This window comes from Luteimonas sp. Soil_C_16 (assembly GCF_057657295.1).
Genome location: NZ_JBDGIS010000003.1, coordinates 195445 through 212147 on the forward strand (window position 1 = coordinate 195445; position 16703 = coordinate 212147).

General features: G+C 68.7%; 17 protein-coding genes. 11 read left to right on the forward strand and 6 right to left on the reverse strand.

Annotated elements, in window-relative coordinates:
- Together AC3A5T_RS07260 and AC3A5T_RS07265 are read right to left on the reverse strand one after the other, a co-directional pair.
- Nucleotides 1-459 carry a MarR family winged helix-turn-helix transcriptional regulator gene (locus AC3A5T_RS07260; RefSeq protein ID WP_487627990.1) on the reverse strand — a complete coding sequence of 153 codons (459 nt, stop codon included), beginning with the start codon at nucleotides 457-459 and terminating at the stop codon, nucleotides 1-3.
- A gap of 220 nt (nucleotides 460-679) precedes the next feature.
- Complete coding sequence (locus tag AC3A5T_RS07265; RefSeq protein ID WP_487627991.1) at nucleotides 680-1468, reverse strand: cytochrome C assembly family protein; 789 nt, start codon at nucleotides 1466-1468, stop codon at nucleotides 680-682.
- A 116-nt stretch (nucleotides 1469-1584) separates the two neighbouring features.
- Here AC3A5T_RS07265 and ffh point away from each other — a divergent pair, with 116 nt between their 5' ends.
- The 7 genes from ffh (at nucleotide 1585) to rplS (ending at nucleotide 7311) form a co-directional block, all read left to right on the forward strand.
- On the forward strand, nucleotides 1585-2955 hold the full coding sequence (gene ffh, locus AC3A5T_RS07270; RefSeq protein WP_487627992.1) for a signal recognition particle protein: 1371 nt from the start codon (nucleotides 1585-1587) through the stop codon (nucleotides 2953-2955).
- A 4-nt stretch (nucleotides 2956-2959) separates the two neighbouring features.
- Nucleotides 2960-4030 (forward strand): NAD(P)H-dependent flavin oxidoreductase, encoded by a 1071-nt coding sequence (locus AC3A5T_RS07275; RefSeq protein ID WP_487627993.1) that lies wholly within the window; start codon nucleotides 2960-2962, stop codon nucleotides 4028-4030.
- Nucleotides 4031-4038: 8 nt separating this feature from the next.
- Nucleotides 4039-4848, forward strand: coding sequence for an aminotransferase class IV (locus AC3A5T_RS07280; RefSeq protein ID WP_487627994.1), 810 nt, complete (start codon nucleotides 4039-4041; stop codon nucleotides 4846-4848).
- Between the two features lie 93 nt (nucleotides 4849-4941).
- Nucleotides 4942-5208, forward strand: coding sequence for a 30S ribosomal protein S16 (gene rpsP / locus AC3A5T_RS07285; protein ID WP_232116211.1), 267 nt, complete (start codon nucleotides 4942-4944; stop codon nucleotides 5206-5208).
- 37 nt (nucleotides 5209-5245) lie between these two features.
- Nucleotides 5246-5773, forward strand: a complete 528-nt coding sequence (rimM, locus tag AC3A5T_RS07290; RefSeq protein ID WP_487627995.1) for a ribosome maturation factor RimM — start codon at nucleotides 5246-5248, stop codon at nucleotides 5771-5773.
- Between the two features lie 180 nt (nucleotides 5774-5953).
- Entirely contained in the window at nucleotides 5954-6721 is a 768-nt protein-coding gene (gene trmD, locus AC3A5T_RS07295) for a tRNA (guanosine(37)-N1)-methyltransferase TrmD (protein ID WP_487628194.1), read from the forward strand.
- Between the two features lie 146 nt (nucleotides 6722-6867).
- Nucleotides 6868-7311: a 50S ribosomal protein L19 gene (rplS, locus tag AC3A5T_RS07300; protein WP_232136089.1), complete on the forward strand. Its 444-nt coding sequence runs from the start codon at nucleotides 6868-6870 to the stop codon at nucleotides 7309-7311.
- A gap of 326 nt (nucleotides 7312-7637) precedes the next feature.
- Here the strand turns inward: rplS and AC3A5T_RS07305 are convergent, their stop codons facing one another.
- Entirely contained in the window at nucleotides 7638-7970 is a 333-nt protein-coding gene (locus AC3A5T_RS07305; protein WP_487627996.1) for a PepSY domain-containing protein, read from the reverse strand.
- A gap of 128 nt (nucleotides 7971-8098) precedes the next feature.
- On the opposite strand from AC3A5T_RS07305, the gene AC3A5T_RS07310 reads away from it, so the two are divergent.
- From AC3A5T_RS07310 to AC3A5T_RS07325, 4 genes are read left to right on the forward strand one after another with little or no spacing between them, the layout of a single operon-like run.
- On the forward strand, nucleotides 8099-8419 hold the full coding sequence (locus AC3A5T_RS07310) for a PepSY domain-containing protein (RefSeq protein WP_487627997.1): 321 nt from the start codon (nucleotides 8099-8101) through the stop codon (nucleotides 8417-8419).
- Nucleotides 8419-9081 carry a response regulator transcription factor gene (locus tag AC3A5T_RS07315; RefSeq protein WP_487627998.1) on the forward strand — a complete coding sequence of 221 codons (663 nt, stop codon included), beginning with the start codon at nucleotides 8419-8421 and terminating at the stop codon, nucleotides 9079-9081. Before AC3A5T_RS07310 ends, AC3A5T_RS07315 begins: the two co-directional genes overlap by 1 nt.
- Complete coding sequence (locus AC3A5T_RS07320; RefSeq protein ID WP_487627999.1) at nucleotides 9078-10418, forward strand: ATP-binding protein; 1341 nt, start codon at nucleotides 9078-9080, stop codon at nucleotides 10416-10418. Before AC3A5T_RS07315 ends, AC3A5T_RS07320 begins: the two co-directional genes overlap by 4 nt.
- Nucleotides 10415-10828 (forward strand): RNA-binding S4 domain-containing protein, encoded by a 414-nt coding sequence (locus AC3A5T_RS07325; protein ID WP_332076819.1) that lies wholly within the window; start codon nucleotides 10415-10417, stop codon nucleotides 10826-10828. Before AC3A5T_RS07320 ends, AC3A5T_RS07325 begins: the two co-directional genes overlap by 4 nt.
- A gap of 7 nt (nucleotides 10829-10835) precedes the next feature.
- Here the strand turns inward: AC3A5T_RS07325 and AC3A5T_RS07330 are convergent, their stop codons facing one another.
- The 3 genes from AC3A5T_RS07330 to mutS form a co-directional block, all read right to left on the reverse strand.
- Nucleotides 10836-11078, reverse strand: coding sequence for a hypothetical protein (locus AC3A5T_RS07330; RefSeq protein WP_487628000.1), 243 nt, complete (start codon nucleotides 11076-11078; stop codon nucleotides 10836-10838).
- Between the two features lie 236 nt (nucleotides 11079-11314).
- On the reverse strand, nucleotides 11315-13561 hold the full coding sequence (gene katG, locus AC3A5T_RS07335; RefSeq protein ID WP_487628001.1) for a catalase/peroxidase HPI: 2247 nt from the start codon (nucleotides 13559-13561) through the stop codon (nucleotides 11315-11317).
- Between the two features lie 482 nt (nucleotides 13562-14043).
- Nucleotides 14044-16644, reverse strand: a complete 2601-nt coding sequence (mutS, locus tag AC3A5T_RS07340; protein WP_487628002.1) for a DNA mismatch repair protein MutS — start codon at nucleotides 16642-16644, stop codon at nucleotides 14044-14046.
- Nucleotides 16645-16703: the final 59 nt, after the last annotated feature.

Consider the following 16703-nt stretch of genomic DNA (forward strand, 5'->3'; position numbering starts at 1 on the left):
TCACTGTCCGGGGAAGGAGAGGTTGTCGCGGACCTGTTCGAGGACGCGGATGAACTGCAGGCGCTCCGCCTCGTCCATGCCCGACATCGCGCGCTCGCGCACGCGGTTGCCGCACTGGTCGATGTCGCGCCAGATCGCCTGGCCCTGTTCGCTGAGCTGGATGCGCACCACACGCCGATCGCCGGGATCGGCATGCCGCTCGACCAGGCCGCGTTCGATCAGCTTGTCGATCAACCGCGTCATCGCGCCGGGATTGAGCTCGGCGGCGCGCGCCAGATCGGTCGCGCCGGTGGTGCCGAGGGCCAGCTTCTTCAGCGTGATGTACTGGCTGAAACTCAGATCGTGGCCGGACTTCGACAGCTCGTCGGCCATCCGCGCCCACATCGCATCACGGACCTGCCGGAACAGCAGGCCGAGCGAAGAACCGCTGGCGGAGGCGCAGGGGCGGGAGATGTCCATGGCCGCGCATATTCCTCGCCCGCGCAATTGTTGTCAAGGCAAGTATTTTTGCGGCAATGGATTTCCCGAGGCCGCGTGGGACACCGTTCAGATCCCGAGGTCGTTCCGCGACGGGGTTCCACACGGGAACGGCCGGCTGCGCGGCGCGTGGTGGAGTCGTGCCAGGCCGTAATGCCGGCCGCTCGAAATGATTGGCCTGCGAGCGGTCGCGCCGCAGCGGTCAGCCCGTCCGCCGCAGTACCAGCTCCAGCACGAACTTGCTGCCGAAGAAGGCCAGCACCAGCAGTGCCATCGCAGCGAGCGTCCAACCGACGGCGCGGGCGCCGCGCCAGCCGTGACGCCAGCGGCCGAACAGCAGGGCGCCGAAGGCCAGCCACGACAGCACGCTGAGCACGGTCTTGTGCATCAGGTGCTGGGCGAAGAAATCGTCGACGAAGAGCACGCCGCTCACCAGCGTGGCGGTGAGCAGGATGAAACCCACCCAGATCGTGCGGAACAGCAGCGATTCGAGTTCGGTCAGCGGAGGCAGGGCACGCAGCCAGCGATGGAATTCCCGACGGCGCAGCGCGCGTTCCTGCGCCCACAGCAACAGCGCGAGCAGTGCGGCGACGGCGAGCGCGGCGTAGGCGAGCAGCGCGCACCAGGCGTGCAACTGCAGGCGCCAGTCGAGCGTGTCGGACGACGTATGCGCGGCCTGCCCGTACCCGAGCAGGGTGAGTGCGGCGATCGGAAACACGATCACGCCCAGCGCCGCCATGCGGCCGCGCACGTCGTAGAGCACCGTCAGCGCGGCCATGCCGAGACCGACCAGCGACAGCGCCGCGAAGAAGTGCAGTTCGGCGCCGACCTCGCGCCACACCAGCACGTGCGCCGACACGTGCAGTGCGATCGCACCGAGCGCGGGCGCCGCCCACCAGAGCCTGCCGGGCGCCGGCTCGCGCGCGACGCCGCGCACGAGCGCCGCGGCCGCCAGCAGGTACAGCAGGGCTGCGATGAGAACGATTGTCATCGCGCGAGTGTCGCACGGCGGGCCGGTCCGAAGGGAGCGTCGAGGTGCGCGGGCAGCGGGCCGCGCGGGGTGGCGGGCTATAATCGCCGGCCGAATTCCGTCGCATCGAGTCCCGCATGTTCGAGTCCCTGACCCAGCGCCTGTCCGGCACCATGGAGCGCCTGCGCGGCCGCGGTCGTCTGACCGAGGAGAACATCCGCGAGGCCACCCGCGAAGTGCGCATCGCGCTGCTGGAAGCCGACGTCGCATTGCCGGTGGTGCAGGCGCTGATCGAGCGCATCAAGGTGCGGGCGGTCGGCCAGGAAGTACTCAAGTCGCTGACACCGGGCCAGGCGCTGATCAAGGTCGTGCGCGACGAGCTGACCGCGGTCATGGGCGCGCAGGCGACCGAGCTCAACCTCAACGTGCCGGCGCCGGCGGTCATCCTGATGGCCGGCCTGCAGGGCGCGGGCAAGACCACGACGGTCGGCAAGCTCGCCAAGCTGCTCAAGGAAAAGCGCAAGAAGAAGGTCATGGTGGTGTCGGCCGACGTCTACCGTCCGGCTGCGATCGAGCAGCTGAAGACGCTGGCCGAACAGGTCGATGTGACGTTCTTCCCGTCCGAGTCTTCGGAGCAGCCTGTCGACATCGTGCGCGCGGCGATCGCCGCGGCGAAGAAGTCCTTCATCGACGTGCTGCTGGTCGACACCGCCGGCCGCCTCGCGATCGACGAAGCGATGATGGACGAGATCAAGGCGTTGCATGCCGCGGTCAATCCGGTCGAGACGCTGTTCGTCGTCGACTCGATGACCGGCCAGGACGCCGCCAACACCGCCAAGGCCTTCGGCGAAGCGCTGCCGCTGACCGGCGTGGTGCTGACCAAGACCGACGGCGATGCCCGCGGCGGCGCGGCGCTGTCGGTGCGCTACATCACCGGCAAGCCGATCAAGTTCGTCGGTACCGGCGAAAAGGTCGACGGGCTCGACGTGTTCCATCCCGAGCGTGTCGCCAGCCGCATCCTCGACATGGGCGACGTGCTGTCGCTGGTCGAACAGGTCGAAGGCCAGGTCGACAAGGACAAGGCGCAGAAGCTCGCCGAGAAGGTCGCCAAGGGCAAGAAGTTCGACCTCAACGACATGCGCGACCAGCTCGAGCAGATGCAGAACATGGGCGGCATCGGCAGCCTGATGGAGAAGCTGCCGGGCCTGGGCCAGGTGCCCGAGCATCTCAAGCAGCAGGTCAGCCAGGGCAAGGAAGTGCCGCGCATGATCGCGATCATCGGTTCGATGACGAAGAAGGAACGCCGCAATCCGAACCTGCTCAACGGCTCGCGCCGCGCGCGCATCGCCGCCGGTTCCGGCACCACGCCGGCCGACGTCAACAAGCTGATGAAGCAGTACATGCAGATGGAAAAGATGATGGGCAAGATGGCCCGCGGCGGCATGAAGGGCATGATGCGCGGCCTGCAGGGGATGATGGGCGGCATGGGCCGCATGCCGTTCCGCTGATCGCATGCGCCATCCGACCCGCCAGCGCAGCGACGCCTTCTGTTCGCGCTTCGGGCTGCGGCTGCCGGTGCTGTTGTCGCCGATGGCGGGCGCGTGTCCCGTGGCGCTGTCGCGTGCGGTGATCGAAGCCGGCGGCATGGGCGCAATGGGCGCGGTGCTGTCGCAGTCCGGGGACATCGGCACGTGGATGGACGATCTGCGCGCCGCAGGCGGCGGCCCGGCCCAGATCAATCTCTGGATACCCGATCCTGCGCCGGTGCGGGACGCTGTGGCCGAAGCCGCGACGCGTGGGTTTCTCGCGCAGTGGGGGCCCGTCGTGCCCGTCGAGGCTGGCGACGCGACACCAGCTGATTTCGATGCGCAATGCGACGCGCTGCTCGCCGCCAGGCCGGCGGTGGCGTCGTCGATCATGGGTGTGTTCCCGGCGCCGTTCGTCGCGCGTCTGAAGACGGCAGGCATCGCCTGGTTCGCGTGCGCGACGACGCTCGACGAAGCGCTCGCGGCCGAGGCGGCAGGCGCCGATGCGGTGGTCGCGCAGGGCTTCGAGGCGGGCGGGCATCGCGGCGCGTTCGACGCGGCCAAGGCCGATGTGCAACTCGTCGGTCTGTTCTCGCTGGTCCCGCGACTGGCCGATGCGCTGCGCGTGCCGGTGATCGCTGCGGGCGGCATCGCCGATGGTCGCGGCATCGCCGCGGCGCTGACACTGGGCGCGAGCGCGGTGCAGATCGGTACCGCCTTCCTGCGTACGCCGGAGGCAGGCATCGCACCGGCTTGGGCCGAGGCGCTGGCAGCAGCGGAACCCGAACAGACCCGGCCGACGCGTGCCTTCAGCGGCCGGCTCGGCCGCGCGCTGGCGACGGATTACGTGCGCGCGGCCGCATCCGGAAACGCACCGCCACCGCAGCCCTATCCCGTGCAGCGCGCACTGACCGCGCCGATGCGCGCGGCCGCGGTGCGCGACGGCCGGATCGATGCGATGCAGGCCTGGGCCGGCCAGTCGGCTGCGTCTGCGCAGGCGCGGCCTGTGGCAGAACTCGTCGCCGACTGGTGGCGCACGGCCGACGCATTGTTGTGAACAGGATCGTGTCAGCCACCAGTCTCTGGATCGAGGGCCGGCCTGCCGACACGGCCATGCTGTCCGCGCTGCAGACCAACTACGGCCACCTATCCACCATGCAAGTGCGTGGCGGCGCGGTGCAGGGGTTGGGGCGTCATCTGTCGCGGCTGCAATCAGCCAATATCGAACTGTTCGGCAGCGCGCTGTCCGCTGCGCGCATCCAGCACGAACTCGCCTCGGCGCGTCTCGCTGCCGCAGTCGACGACGCCACGCTGCGGATCTCGGTCGGCGCGCTGGATGCGGCGGCGGTCGAGCGGGGCGATGCAGTGGACGTGACGCTGCTCGTCGCGCTGTCCCCGCCGCGCACTGCGCCCACGGCGCCGCAGCGTCTGCAGAGCTGCCGGCACCAGCGTCCGTTGGCGCATCTCAAACACCTCGCCACGTTGCCCTTGCTGCATGCGCGGCGTACCGCCCGCGCCGCCGGCTTCGACGACGCGCTGCTGGTCGATGATGCGGGCCATGTGCTCGAAGGCGCCTTGTGGAACATCGGTTTCGTCGACGCCGAGGGCGCCATCGTCTGGCCGCAGGGCGATGCCCTGCGCGGCGTCACCGAAAGCATGTTGCGCGCGGGTCTGGACGCCGCGGATTCGGCCCAGCGCATCGAACCGGTCCGGCTGACGGACTGCGTCGGCTTCCGGGCAGCGTTCGCCTGCAACAGCAGTGGCCTGTGGCCGCTGGCAGCGGTGGACGGGCAGTCGTTCGCGGGAGATCCGGTCGTTCCGGAGGCGTTGCAGGCCATTCTGAAGGCCGTGTCGTGGGACCCGCTGGGCGACTGAGCGGCCCCGGCTTGCCGAGCAGGCGGGGGTTTCCGCTATAATCGCCGGCTTACCTCGCCACCCTGGCGACTGGGCAACACAGGAAGCAAAGCAATGGTCAAGATCCGTCTGACGCGCGGCGGCGCCAAGAAGCGTCCGTTCTACCACATCATCGTGACCGACTCGCGCAGCGCGCGCGACGGCCGCAACATCGAGCGCGTGGGTTACTACAACCCGGTCGCCACCGGTGGCGAGCAGCGCATCGTTCTCGATACCGCACGCGTCGACCACTGGGTGTCCAAGGGTGCGCAGATGACCGACAAGGTCCGCGCGCTGTACAAGGACGCCGGCAAGGTCGCTGCTGCGACCGCCGCTGCCTGATTGACGGGCCGCGCCTGCGGGCGCGGCCGTTGTCGACATGAACGACCCGACGCGCCAGCCTCCCCGCCGGATGATCCAGGTGGGCAAGGTCCATGGCGCGTTCGGTGTGCGTGGCGAAGTGAAACTCGAATCCTTCACCGAACCGCGCAGCGCGATCTTCCGCTATCAGCCCTGGGTGCTGCGCGACGTGCGTGGTATCGAGCGCGAATGCGAAGGCGCGAAGGGTCGCGAGACACCCAAGGGTGTCGTCGCGACGTTGCCCGGGGTCGAGGATCGTGACGGTGCCGAAGCGGCGCGCGGACTCGAAGTCTTCGTGCCGCGCGAGGCGCTGCCGCCGCCCAAGCCCGGCGAGTACTACTGGGTCGATCTCGAAGGCCTGCGCGTGCGCAACGTCGAAGGCGTCGATTTCGGCGTCGTTTCGCACCTGTTCTCGACCGGCGCCAACGACGTGCTGGTCGCACAGAGCGATCGCGAGCGCATGGTGCCCTTCGTCGTGCCGGACTACATCGTGTCGATCGATTTCGACACGGCGCTGGTCACCGTGGACTGGGATCCTGATTTCTAGGACGGCGCGACGCGCCTTCGAAACGGCCGCTGTGGCCGTCGATACACCGCTGCATATGCAGGCACCTCAAGCGCTGCGCGATGCGATCGCAGGGGACACGCCATGACGTCCGACCTCATTCCGAATCCAGACGACACCGCGTCCGCAGATGCAGTGCGCGCGTCCGCCGATGCACGCGCCATCCGCATCGACGTCGTCAGTCTGTTCCCCGATTTCATCGACCAGGCCGCAGCCGTCGGCGTGGTCGGCCGTGCGCGTGAGCGCGGCCTGCTGACGATGCAGGGCTGGAATCCGCGCGATTACGCGGACGGCAATTACCGCCGTGTCGACGATCGCCCCTTCGGCGGCGGCCCCGGCATGGTGATGCTGATCGAGCCTCTGCGCGCTGCACTCGCCGCGGCGCGCGCGGCAGATCCGGCGCCCGTGCGGGTGATCTACATGAGTCCGCAGGGACGCCCGCTGACCCAGGCCAAGGTGCGCGAGCTCGCGGCGCTGCCACGGTTGTTGCTGCTGTGCGGGCGCTACGAGGGTGTCGACGAGCGCCTGCTGCAGGCCGAGATCGACGAGGAGCTGTCGATCGGCGACTACGTGCTGTCCGGCGGCGAGCTGGCCGCGGCCGTCGTCGTGGACGCCGTCGCGCGGTTGCAGGAGGGCGCGCTTGGCGATGCGGAGTCCGCGGTGCAGGACAGTTTCGAAGGGGATGGCCTGCTGGATTGTCCGCACTACACGCGTCCCGTCGAACACGAGATGGGCCGGGTGCCGGACGTACTGCTGTCGGGCAACCACGCCGAGATCGCCAAGTGGCGGCGCCAGCAATCGCTGGTCCGCACGCTGGAGCGGCGCCCGGACCTGATCGACGAGGGCGCGCTGGGCAAGGCCGATCGCCGTCTGCTGGCGGCCTGGCGGGCCGGGCAGGGCGGGGATACGACCGGCGGATCGGGCGGCTGATCCGCGCTGCCCGGGTGCTGGCATTCGGCCCGCGGCCCCGTCTATAATGCGCGGCTAACCCGTTTCACCCAGAGCCCAAGAGCTCGCCGAGCCAGAGCGTGCGTCCACGTGCACCACGCCAATAACGACACCAACAGGCCAAGACCATGACCAACAAGCCCTCCTTGCACACCCTGCTGCAGAACTTCGAAAGCGCCCAGACCACCCGCGAACTCCCCGAGTTCGGCCCGGGCGACACCGTTGTCGTCAACGTGAAGGTCAAGGAAGGCAACCGCGAGCGTCTGCAGGCCTATGAAGGCGTGGTCATCGGCAAGAAGAACGCCGGTCTGAACTCCGCGTTCACCGTTCGCAAGATCTCGCACGGCTTCGGCGTCGAGCGCGTGTTCCAGACCCACAGCTCGATCATCGATTCGCTGGAAGTGAAGCGCCGTGGCGCCGTCCGCGCCGGCAAGCTGTACTACCTGCGTGGCCTGGAAGGCAAGAAGGCGCGCATCAAGGAAGACCTGTCCGCTTCGGCGAAGGCGAAGAACGAGAAGGCGCGCGCCGACAAGGCCGCAGCCGCTGCAGCACCGGCTGCCGCTGCCGAGTAATCGGACCGCTCCGAGTCGCACGACGGCCGCCGCAAGGCGGCCGTTTGCGTTCGAGGGGTCAAGAAATTCCGTAATGCTGGTGGAGCGCGCTTGCGCGCGACGCGGCTTCACTGGCGCAGGTCTGAGCGCGCGAGCGCTCGTCTCCACAGGCGCCAGGGCGCCCATAAGACGTCTCGAAGCCGTCTTGCGCGGTGCAGGGCCTGGAGAAATCACGTGCATGTAGGAGCGTGCTTGCGCGCGACGAAGCTCTAACCGGAAAACCGATGCAAAAAAAGGGCGCTGGATACATCCAGCGCCCTTCGGTCCGACGATCCGTCGTCGAACGGTCAGTCGTAATCGGCCTCGAGCAGACGACCGGTGCGCGCCGAATATTCCAGCTCGACGATGCGGCCGTCGTCCTGGCGGATGTCGATGTCGTATTCGCCGTCGTCGTAGGACACGTCGATGACGCGGCCCGGATGACGACGCTGCGCATCGGCGAGGATGGCGTCGAGCGAGGCGCTGTTGGCGCGGAAACGCGGGTCGGCCTTGGCGGCCGCCGCGGCGTGCACGCGGTCGTCGTCGCCGCGGCGGTTGTCGCGGTCCTGGGCGAATGCGAGCGGTGCGGCGACGGCGAACGTGGCGGCGGCGATCAGGCTGGCAATGGCGGTACGGGTCATGGTGAGTCCTCGGTGTGGGATGGGTGCACCGGTCTGCAACCGGTTGACGCCAGTCTCCCCATCGCGCTTAACGCGCTTCTGATCGAGCCGTTCACGGTTCTGTTAATCCGCCTCGCCACACTTGCGCCATGCGTACTCTCATTGCTCCGCTGGCACTCGCCACCCTGCTGCTCGCCGCGCCGCTCGCGCTGCCGCTGCACGCCGATGCGCAGGATCCCCAGGGCACCGCTGACTACGCCCGCGACGGCGTGCGCAGCGGCGAATTCGTCCGGCTCGAACGCCTGCTTGCTGATGCCGAGCGCCGCTATCCGGGGCGCGTGATCGAGGTGGAACTCGACCAGGACGACGACGAGTACGAGATCGAGATCCTGATGCGCGACGGTCGCGTCGCGGAGCTGAAGTACGATGCGCGCACTGGGCGCCTGCTCAAGGTCGAGATCGACGACTGATGCGCATTCTGCTGGCTGAAGACGACGTCGAACTCGCGGCGCGCGTCGCTGCTGCGCTCGGTGCCGCGGGCTTCGCGGTCGATCGTGCACAAGACGGCGCCGACGCCGAGTTCCGCGGCCAGACGGAAGCCTACGACGCGGTCGTGCTCGATCTCGGCCTGCCGAATCTCGATGGCGTCTCCGTGCTGCACCGCTGGCGCGAAGCCGGGCTGACGCTGCCGGTGCTGGTGCTCACCGCGCGCAGCCGCTGGCACGACAAGCTGGCCGGTTTCAACGCCGGCGCCGACGACTACCTCACCAAGCCCTTCCAGATCGAGGAACTGGTGCTGCGGCTGCAGGCGTTGATCCGCCGCAGCGTGGGCCACGCGTCGCCGCGACTGCGCTGCGGACCGCTGGAGTTCGACGCGAATGCGGGCCGCTTCGCGCTCGACGGCGATCCGCTCGCTTTGACCGCGCAGGAACACCGCATCCTCGCGTATCTGATCCATCACGCCGGTCGCGTGGTCAGCCGCGGTGAACTCGGCGAACACGTCTACGACAATGGCTTCGATCCCGATTCCAACGCGCTCGACGTGCTGATCGGCCGCATCCGTCGCAAGCTCGGCGTCGCCCTCGTGCACACGGTGCGCGGGCAGGGGTTCCGGCTGTCGGAGACGCCATGAGGGCGCGGCGCGCCTTGTCCTTGCGCTGGCGGCTGTGGCTGGCGGGCGCGGCGGGTGTCGCGATTTCGGCGCTGATAGCCGGTGGTCTGCTCGGCGCGATGTTCGAGCGCTCCGGACAGCGTGCGCTCGATCGCCGCCTCGACGACGATTTCGCGACCCTCGCCGGCCTGCTCGAAGCACGCGCGGATGGCGGCTGGCAGCTGCGTCGTCCACCGGCCGATGAGCGCTGGGCGCGCGTGTTCTCCGGCTGGTACTGGCGCATCGGCGACGGCGCGGACGCACTGCGCTCGCGCTCACTGTGGGACGACGAACTCGTCGCGCACGACGTGCCCGGCACGGCGGCGGTGTGGTCGGTCGTCGAAGGCCCGCGCGGCCAGCAGCTGCGCATGCGCGCGCAGTTGCTGCGGCTGCCGGGTGTCGCCGATCCCATTCCCGTGCACGTCGCGGGCGACCGTGGCGACGTCGTCGCCGAGACGCGCGGCTTCCGGCAGGCGGCGATGCTGGCCTTCGCCGGCGCGGCGGCGGCGTTGCTGGCGCTGCTCGCCTGGCAGATCGAATGGGGTCTGCGTCCGCTGGGGCGCATGCGCGGCATTCTGCAGCGCGTGCGCAATGGCGACGACGTACGCTTCGGCGCCGAGCGCTGGCCCGCCGAGGCGGCGCCGCTGGCGGAACAGATCGACGATCTGCTCGACGAACATGCACGCCGCGTCGCTCGCGCGCGCCATGCCGCCGAGGATCTCGCGCATGCGTTGAAGACGCCGCTCGCCGTGCTATCGGCGGAAGCGCAGCGCCCGGGCGACGACATCGCCGAAGTGGTCTCGGTCCAGGTGCAGCGCATGCGCGGCGAGGTGGAGCGCAGGCTCGCGGGCGGCTTCGCGGTCGATGCGCGCCAGCGCACGCCGGTCGCGCCCGTGGCCGAGGCACTGTGCGCACTGTTCGCGCAGGCCGCCGGCGATCGCGTGACGCTGCGCTGCGAGGTCGCGGCCGATCTGGTGTTCGCCGGCGCGCGCGAGGACTTGGAAGAGATGCTCGGCAACCTCGTCGACAACGCGGTGAAGTGGACGCGCACGCAGGTGCGGATCCATGCGACATCCGCTGACGGGCGCGTGCGGATCGCGGTCGACGACGACGGCCCCGGCATGCAGTCCGACGCGCTGCAGCAGGCATTGCAGCGCGGCGTGCGCCTCGACAGCCGGATGCCGGGGCACGGGCTGGGTCTGTCGATCGTCGACGGCATCGCAGCCGGTTACGACGGCCGACTAGTGCTCGAGAACCTGCCGGGCGGTTTCCGCGCGCAGCTTGATTTGCCGGCCGGCGCACCGATATCGCACGCATGAGCGAAGCACAGGTTCCCAACGCCGCCGACACCGTGCGCCTGGATCTTTGGCTGTGGGCGGCGCGTTTCTTCAAGACCCGCGCGCTGGCCAAGCAGGCGATCGAGACCGGCAAGGTCGATGTCGGCGGTCAGCGTGCGAAACCCGCGCGCGCGGTCCGCATCGGCGACGCGCTGCGCGTAGCGCGTGGCGAGGAAGTCTTCGACATCGCGGTCGCCGGACTGTCGGACACGCGTGGACCCGCGAGCGTCGCGCAGACGCTGTACAGCGAAACGGAGGCCTCGCGTGAAGCGCGGCTGGCGCGGCTGGCCGAAGCGCGTGCCGCGCGTGCCGGCTACCAGGCGCCGGAGCACAAGCCCGACAAGCGCGCGCGGAAACTGATCCGCGCGCTCGGCGACATCGACGCGCTCTGAGTCCGTCTCAGCCGGGCAACCAGGCTTCGACCAGGGTCTCCGAAACGTCCCACAGCCGCCCAGCCATCGCTGTGTCGCGCTGCGCGTCGCTTTGCGGTGCCGGCGCGAAATCGCGGTAGAACGCACCGTTGATGGCGGATGCCGCAGGCGAGGCCGCGAGCCAGCACGGGGCCCCTGCGTAGGCCGGGTAGCGCGCTGCGAAATCCATCACACGATCCGTCCGCAGCGGCACGCAGAACGCGTGCGTCACGCGCCTAGTCGCGTCGACGCGCGTCTCGACGCAGGCGTGCGATGGATTGTGCTGGGCTTTCCCATCTGACGTTTCCGTGGAAGCGCACTCGCGCGCGACGGCGCGTTTCCGGCAGCGTGTATTCGCGCGCGAGCGCGCTCCCACGGATGCGGGCTTGTCGTCGAAAACACAGACGCCGATGCGTGGAGCATCGGCGTCCGGTCACCCTATCGCCCGAAGGCGATCTCGCGCAATGATCAGCGCAGGTCGTAGCGGTCCAGGTCCATGACCTTCGCCCACGCGGCGACGAAGTCACACACGAACTTTTCCTGCGCATCGTCGCTGGCGTAGATCTCGGCCAGTGCACGCAGGATCGCGTTCGAACCGAACACGAGATCGACGCGGGTGCCGCTCCACCGCTTTTCGCCCGTGCCACGCGCGCGCCCTTCGAACGTGGTGCGGCCCGAGGGCGCCCACTCGGTGCCCATGTCGAGCAGGTTGCGGAAGAAGTCGTTCGACAGCACGCCCGGGCGATCGGTCAGCACACCGTGCGAGCTGCCGTCGTGGTTGGCGCCGAGCACGCGCAGGCCGCCGATGAGCACGGTCGTCTCCGGCGCGGTCAGGGTCAGCAGCTGTGCGCGATCGACCAGCAGATGCTCCAGCGGCACCACCGAGTGGCCCTTGGCGTAATTGCGGAAGCCGTCGGCCCAGGGTTCCAGCGCGTCGAAGGATTCGACATCGGTCTGGTCCTGCGAGGCATCGCTGCGACCCGGTGAGAACGGCACGGTCACCGATACGCCTGCGTCCTGCGCGGCCTTCTCGACCGCCGCCGCGCCGCCGAGCACGATCAGATCGGCCAGCGACACCTGCTTGCCGCCCGCGGCCTTGCCGTTGAAGTCGGCCTGCATTTTTTCGAGCGCGGCGAGCACCTTTGCCAGCTGCGGCGGATTGTTGACCGCCCAGTCCTTCTGCGGCGCGAGCCGGATGCGCGCGCCGTTCGCGCCGCCGCGCTTGTCGCCGCCGCGGAACGTCGACGCCGACGCCCATGCGGTCGACACCAGTTCCGAGACCGACAGGCCGCTGGCGAGGATCGCCTGCTTCAGCGAGGCGACATCGGCATCGTCGATCAGCGCGTGTTCGACCGCCGGCACCGGGTCCTGCCAGATCAGCACTTCGTCCGGCACTTCCGGGCCGAGATAGCGCGCACGCGGGCCCATGTCGCGATGGGTGAGCTTGAACCACGCACGCGCGAACGCGTCGGCGAACTGGTCGGGATTGTCGAGGAAGCGGCGCGAGATCTTCTCGTACGCGGGATCGAAGCGCAGCGCGAGATCGGTGGTGAGCATCGTCGGCACGAGCTTCTTCGACGCGTCATAGGCGTGCGGAATCGTCGCGTCCGCATTCTTCGCCACCCACTGCTGCGCGCCGGCCGGACTCTTCGACAGTTCCCATTCGAAACCGAACAGGTGTTCGAAGAAGTCGTTGCTCCACTGCGCCGGCGTCTTCGTCCAGGTGACTTCGAGACCGCTGGTGATCGTGTCGGCGCCCTTGCCGCTGCCGAAGCTGTTGTGCCAGCCGAAGCCCTGCGCCTCGAGCGTATGCGCCTCGGGCTCTTCGCCGACGTGCTCGGACGGTGCCGCGCCGTGGGTCTTGCCGAAGCTGTGGCCACCGGCGATCAGCGCGACGGTTTCCTCGTCGTCCATCGCCATGCGGCCGAAGGTGTCGCGGATATCCGCGGCGGCAAGCAGTGGATCGGGATTGCCGTCCGGGCCTTCCGGATTCACGTAGATCAGGCCCATCTGCACCGCGGCGAGCGGGTTCTCGAGCTTGCGCGAATGCACGTCGCCGTCGGCGTCGTCATCCGACACCAGCACGCCGTCGTCGCCGTCCTTCGGCACGCCGTGCGAGCCGTGCGCATAACGCACATCGCCGCCGAGCCAGGTGGTCTCGCGGCCCCAGTACACGTCGAGGTCCGGCTCCCAGGTATCGTCGCGGCCGCCGGCGAAGCCGAAGGTCTTGAAGCCCATCGTCTCCAGCGCGACGTTGCCGGTGAGGATCATCAGGTCCGCCCACGAGATCGCGCGACCGTACTTCTGCTTGATCGGCCACAGCAGGCGGCGCGCCTTGTCGAGGCTGACGTTGTCCGGCCAGCTGTTGAGCGGTGCGAAGCGCTGCTGGCCACGACCGCCGCCACCGCGGCCGTCGCCGATGCGATACGTGCCGGCGCTGTGCCAGGCCATGCGCACGAACAGGCCGCCGTAGTGGCCGAAGTCGGCCGGCCACCAGTCCTGCGAATCGGTCATCAGCGCGGCGAGATCGCGCTTGAGGCCGTCGTAGTCGAGCTTGGCGAATTCGGCGGCGTAATCGAAATCCCCACCCATTGGGTCGGACTTCGCGGAATGCTGGTTGAGCAGATCCAGACGCAGCTGGTTCGGCCACCAGTCGCGGTTGCTGGTGCCGCCGCCGGCGGTCTGGTGGAAGGGGCACTTGGCGTCGGTCGACATGGCTGGCGTTCTCCCGTGTGGTGTCTGGACGATGGCGTGCCGGTCACGGCCGGCGGGGCATCGGGGTCGAGTGTGCGAAAAACGGATGACAGAAGGCGTGCACGCGCGGGCGCGGGCCTTCGATCAGTCGGTGCTGGAAGACCACTCGCGACAGCGGCATCGCGGTATTGGGGAATCGATGAGCTGGTGCATGGCGGGCGGCCTCCCGGACTGGACGTTCAGCGTAGGCGCAGTCATTGCCGGGAGGGAAATCGATTGTTCGCGTCTATTTGATAGGGATGGGCTATCGAAACAGCGTCGCGCGATCGCGTAGACGGGCTGGTGCTCGTTCCGCAGCTGGCTGGATTGCCGTCGTGTTTTCGTGATTCCCGCTCGGAATGCCGAGATCAAAATGGGTCCTAGCGTGCGCTGGGACGACGGCGTTGAGACGCGATAGCGAGCGTTGGCCGCGGCGCTGCACCAATCGAGCCGCGCCGCATGCGTCAGAGCAGTGCCCGCACCCGATACAAGGCTTCCAGCGCCTGCTTCGGCGTCAGCTCGTCGGGATCGAGCCCGGCCAGCGCTTCGAGCGCGGCCGAGGCTGGCGCGAACAGGCCGATCTGCTGCGGCGTGTCGAGCGTGCCGGCCGACATCGGCGCGGGCGTTGGACTGTCGTGGCGGCGCTGTTCGAGTTCGGCCAGGCGCGCACGCGCGTCGCGGACCACCGCCTTCGGCAGACCGGCCAGCGCGGCGACCTGCAGGCCGAAGCTTCGATCCGCCGGGCCGGCCTTGACCGCGTGCATGAACACCAGCGTCTCGCCGCCCTGCTTGTCGCGATGCTCGACCGCGTCCAGATGCACGTTGGCGATGCCGCTGCCCTGCTGCGCGAGCGCGGTGAGTTCGAAGTAGTGCGTCGCGAACAGGGTGTAGCTGCGGTTCGTGGCCGCCAGATGGCGCGCGCAGGCATCGGCCAGTGCGAGGCCGTCGTAGGTCGAGGTGCCGCGGCCGATCTCGTCCATCAGCACCAGCGACTGGTCGGTCGCGTGATGCAGGATGTAACTCGTCTCCGCCATTTCGACCATGAAGGTCGACTGGCCCTTCGCGAGATCGTCGCCGGCGCCGATGCGGGTCAGGATGCGGTCGATCGGTCCGATCACCGCACGCGACGCCGGCACGAAACTGCCGATGTGGGCGAGCAGCACGATCAGCGCGTTCTGGCGCATGTAGGTGCTCTTGCCGCCCATGTTCGGGCCGGTGATGACCAGCATGCGACGCGCGTCGAACTCCGCGCCGTCGCCGAGCACCAGATCGTTCGGTTCGAAGGGTTCGCGGCGCACCGCCTCGACCACCGGATGGCGGCCGCGTTCGATGCGGATGCCGGGCGCGTCGTCGAGCTGCGGACGCGACCAGTCCAGCGCTTGGCCGCGTTCGGCGAAGCAGGCCAGTACGTCGAGTTCGCTGAGCGCGCCGGCGCAGTGCTTGAGCGCCTCGATACGATCGTTCAGCGCGTCGAGCAGCTGCTCGTACAGCAGCCGCTCGCGGGCCAGCGACCGTTCGCGCGCAGACAGCACCTTGTCCTCGAAGGTCTTGAGCTCTTCGGTGATGTAGCGCTCGGCATTGGTCAGCGTCTGCCGCCGCGTGTAGTGCGCGGGTGCCTTCGCCGAATGCGCCTTGGAGACTTCGATGTAATAGCCGTGGACGCGGTTGTAGCCGACCTTCAGCGTGGAGATGCCGCTGGCCTCGCGCTCGCGCGTTTCCAGATCGACGAGGAACTGGTCGGCGTAATTGCTCAGCCGCCGCAGTTCGGCCAGTTCGGCATCATGACCATCGGCGAACACGCCGCCGTCGCGCGCGAGCACCGGCGGTTGTTCGACCAGCGCGGTGGACAGCAGATGCGCTTCGCCCGCGTGCTCGCCGAGACTGTCGTGCAGGGCGCGCAGCCGCGGCGAATCGAGCGTGCCGAGAATGCCGCGCAGATCCGGCAGCATCGTCAGACCGTCGCGCAGCGTGGACAGGTCGCGCGGGCGCGCCGAACGCAACGCGATACGCGTGAGCACACGCTCCATGTCACCGAGCGCGCGGAAGCGCTCGCGCAGCGTGTCGTCGCCGCCGGAATCGATCAGCGTCTGCACCGCATGCAGGCGTTCGCCCAGCACGGTGCGGTCGCGCAGCGGCCGGTGCAGCCAGCGCCGCAGCAGACGTCCGCCCATCGGCGTGACGGTGGAATCGAGGACGCCGAGCAGTGTGTTGCGGGTGTCGCCGTCGACACGCGTGTCGAGTTCGAGATGGCGGCGCGTCGCGGCGTTCATCGCGATCGCGCCGTCGCCGCTTTCGACGGAAATCGAGGTCAGATGCGGCAGGCGTTGCTTCTGGGTTTCCTCGACGTAGCCGAGCAGCGCGCCGGCAGACGCCACGGCCAGCGGCTTGTCGTCGATGCCGAAACCGGTGAGGTCGTGCAGGCCGAAGAACTGCAGCAGCTGGCGACGGCCGGAATCTGCATCGAACAGCCACGGCGGGCGGCGACGTGCACCGGTGCGTTCGGACAGGAAGCCCGGCCAGCCGTCTTCATCCGGCACCAGGAGTTCAGCAGGATCGAGTCGGGCGATTTCCGCTTCGAGCATGTCTTCGGTCGCGCACTCGCAGACCAGAAAGCGACCACCCGCGAGATCCGCCCAGGCGATGCCGTAATGCCCGGCGCGATTGCGCGCCACCGCCATCAGCAGCGTGTCGCGACGTTCCTGCAGCAGCGCCTCGTCCGTCACCGTGCCCGGCGTGACGATGCGCACCACCTTGCGCTCGACCAGACCCTTGCTCGCCGCGGGATCGCCGATCTGCTCGCAGATCGCCACCGATTCGCCGAGTGCGACCAGCCGTGCCAGATAACCCTCGGCCGCGTGATGCGGCACGCCCGCCATCGGAATCGGTGCGCCGGCCGAATTGCCGCGCTGGGTCAGGGTGATGTCGAGCAGTCGCGCCGCCTTGCGGGCGTCGTCGTAGAACAGTTCGTAGAAATCGCCCATGCGGAAGAACAGCAGCACATCGGGGTGATCGGCCTTGGCGGCGAAGAACTGCTGCATCAATGGCGTGTGCTGGGGCGAAGACATCCAATCGCTCGTTTGGCCGGCCGCATAGTCTGCCCGAAACCGACGTTTTCCGCGGTCCG

Excerpts from the sequence above, each read along its gene's own strand:
- AC3A5T_RS07260 (WP_487627990.1), bottom strand. The coding sequence starts at position 459 with ATGGACATCTCCCGCCCCTGCGCCTCCGCCAGCGGTTCTTCGCTCGGC.
- AC3A5T_RS07265 (WP_487627991.1), bottom strand. The coding sequence starts at position 1,468 with ATGACAATCGTTCTCATCGCAGCCCTGCTGTACCTGCTGGCGGCCGCG.
- ffh (WP_487627992.1), top strand. The coding sequence starts at position 1,585 with ATGTTCGAGTCCCTGACCCAGCGCCTGTCCGGCACCATGGAGCGCCTG.
- AC3A5T_RS07275 (WP_487627993.1), top strand. The coding sequence starts at position 2,960 with ATGCGCCATCCGACCCGCCAGCGCAGCGACGCCTTCTGTTCGCGCTTC.
- rpsP (WP_232116211.1), top strand. The coding sequence starts at position 4,942 with ATGGTCAAGATCCGTCTGACGCGCGGCGGCGCCAAGAAGCGTCCGTTC.
- rimM (WP_487627995.1), top strand. The coding sequence starts at position 5,246 with ATGAACGACCCGACGCGCCAGCCTCCCCGCCGGATGATCCAGGTGGGC.
- rplS (WP_232136089.1), top strand. The coding sequence starts at position 6,868 with ATGACCAACAAGCCCTCCTTGCACACCCTGCTGCAGAACTTCGAAAGC.
- AC3A5T_RS07305 (WP_487627996.1), bottom strand. The coding sequence starts at position 7,970 with ATGACCCGTACCGCCATTGCCAGCCTGATCGCCGCCGCCACGTTCGCC.
- AC3A5T_RS07310 (WP_487627997.1), top strand. The coding sequence starts at position 8,099 with ATGCGTACTCTCATTGCTCCGCTGGCACTCGCCACCCTGCTGCTCGCC.
- AC3A5T_RS07315 (WP_487627998.1), top strand. The coding sequence starts at position 8,419 with ATGCGCATTCTGCTGGCTGAAGACGACGTCGAACTCGCGGCGCGCGTC.
- AC3A5T_RS07320 (WP_487627999.1), top strand. The coding sequence starts at position 9,078 with ATGAGGGCGCGGCGCGCCTTGTCCTTGCGCTGGCGGCTGTGGCTGGCG.
- AC3A5T_RS07325 (WP_332076819.1), top strand. The coding sequence starts at position 10,415 with ATGAGCGAAGCACAGGTTCCCAACGCCGCCGACACCGTGCGCCTGGAT.
- katG (WP_487628001.1), bottom strand. The coding sequence starts at position 13,561 with ATGTCGACCGACGCCAAGTGCCCCTTCCACCAGACCGCCGGCGGCGGC.
- mutS (WP_487628002.1), bottom strand. The coding sequence starts at position 16,644 with ATGTCTTCGCCCCAGCACACGCCATTGATGCAGCAGTTCTTCGCCGCC.